Source organism: Okeania sp. SIO2F4 (assembly GCF_010672385.1).
Classification (GTDB): Bacteria; Cyanobacteriota; Cyanobacteriia; order Cyanobacteriales; family Microcoleaceae; genus Trichodesmium.
The window spans coordinates 1-1,849 of sequence record NZ_JAAHGT010001306.1 but is presented as its reverse complement, the minus strand read 5'-3'; the positions used below and the strand labels follow the sequence as shown (position 1 = coordinate 1,849).

Here is a 1,849-nt window from a genome sequence, read left to right as displayed (position 1 = left end):
TCTCTCCTTGCAGGAGAGGGGTTGGGGGAGAGGTCTTCATTAACTCGCTCCTTAACCACATTTTACCGAATAATTAAGGTTTAAAGCCTCTCACTCACCGTGGAGAAACAAGAAAAAATTTTCATGATTAGTCAATCCTATCCGTTTTCAAGAAGAGGTAATTGTTAATTATTAATTATTAATTATTAATTATTAATTGTTGAAAGTGCTTTTCAGATTGATGAACCACATCGCCATAGCCGAAATTCCGTAGGGGCGATTCGCATAGATGCCCCTACTGTGGTCTACCGACATGAAAACCGCTGTAAATCTAGACGTGCTACTATATTATTTTGGGAAATGTCTAATGATTTTTGCTACTTAGGGCTTGCTGAAAAAGTCTTTTGATATCAAATCCGGTTAATTCGGTATAAAAAAATGTTCCATATTCACATAATGCCAAATCTTTCTATATTTCCCCATCCCCCCACACTCCCCACACTCCCCACCCGGACCACACTCTATTATCTAATTACACCGATGCTACCGGATTTGATATGACTCCTCAGCAATACTGTAACTAATCATACTAATATCATGTTGGGATAATTACTTATAATAAAGTTTTTGTTTGTAGTTTTGCTCTAGCCCTTACAATAGTTCGTATTAGGACTCTTGCCCAACTATGAGCCTAATTATAACTGTTCTAGTGAACATGATATAAATCCGGGTTAAGCACATTAGTTTTGAGCAAACCACAAAAACCATGTAAAGACCTTGTATACAAAGTCTCTACATAGTGAGATATAACGGGGATATCTATAGAGATTTGGTATCACTGGGATTCTATATGATGATGATTTTCTCCTGACTCCTGACTTTTTATACTACATTTTGAATACGAAATGTAGATTAAATATTTAACTCTTTGCGTCCTAAAATTCTAGCTACAGCCAATAAAACTTGGAAAATCAGTCCTAGAGCAATCAATATTCCGACCCACTCCAAGTATGGTATGTATGGGAATTTGCTAACTACTTCATCAATCATTTGAGTATTAATCGGCTCAATAACCTCAAAATAGTGTTGATAAAGGAATACATACAATAAACTAAATTCACCAACTAGCACAAGATAAGATAATCTCCGCAAAATAACTACCGTTGAGAGAGCAAACTGATTAACTGTTAACTCATAAGCATTTGTTCGCTTTCTAATTTCCGGCAAAACTAAATAATTATACTGATTAACAACATCTGAAGCTTGGTTAACCCATTTAAGAATATTTTCAGGACGTAGATTATTAATTAAAGCACGACGCCGTGCTTGTTTGTTATACTTGTTGATAAGTTCAAAAACATCTATATCTGGCCATAAATACTGTAGTGAACCATCTAATGCCAGAACAGACCTAGTAAGTTTTAAAAAATCCCAGTTAGTAGGAATTCTATAAGCGAAAGCGACATCAGTTACTCCTTTAATAGCTCCACCTAAAGATTTTTGGCGAAATGGTATTCCTTTAACCTGAGCTCTGAGATACCAGTTTTCAAACTGACGCCCCATCTCTACTCGCACTCTATCAATATCTACTTTAGGAATACCGACACCAAATCGAATATAGTAATCAGCTGCTTTGGTAAAATTTCCTTCCCCTAAACCATTAATATAGTTCAAGTAAGTATTCCTTAATTCTGCTTCCAAAGAACCGGTACTTCCGTGGTCAATCAGTACAAACTTGTTATTACGCAACAATATTATATTACCTGGATGTAAGTCAGCATGAAATAGATTGTCTTCAAATAGTTGTCGGAACAAGGACAAGTATATTCTTTCCCCAAGTTTTACTGGATCGATATTATTTTCGATTTGG

General features: G+C 35.6%; 1 protein-coding gene. It reads right to left on the bottom strand.

Annotated features, from left to right (window positions below; translation table 11 throughout):
• Window positions 1-891 precede the first annotated feature (891 nt).
• On the bottom strand, window positions 892-1,849 hold a 958-nt coding region (locus F6K22_RS39910; RefSeq protein WP_293110608.1), incomplete at its 5' end, for an AarF/UbiB family protein.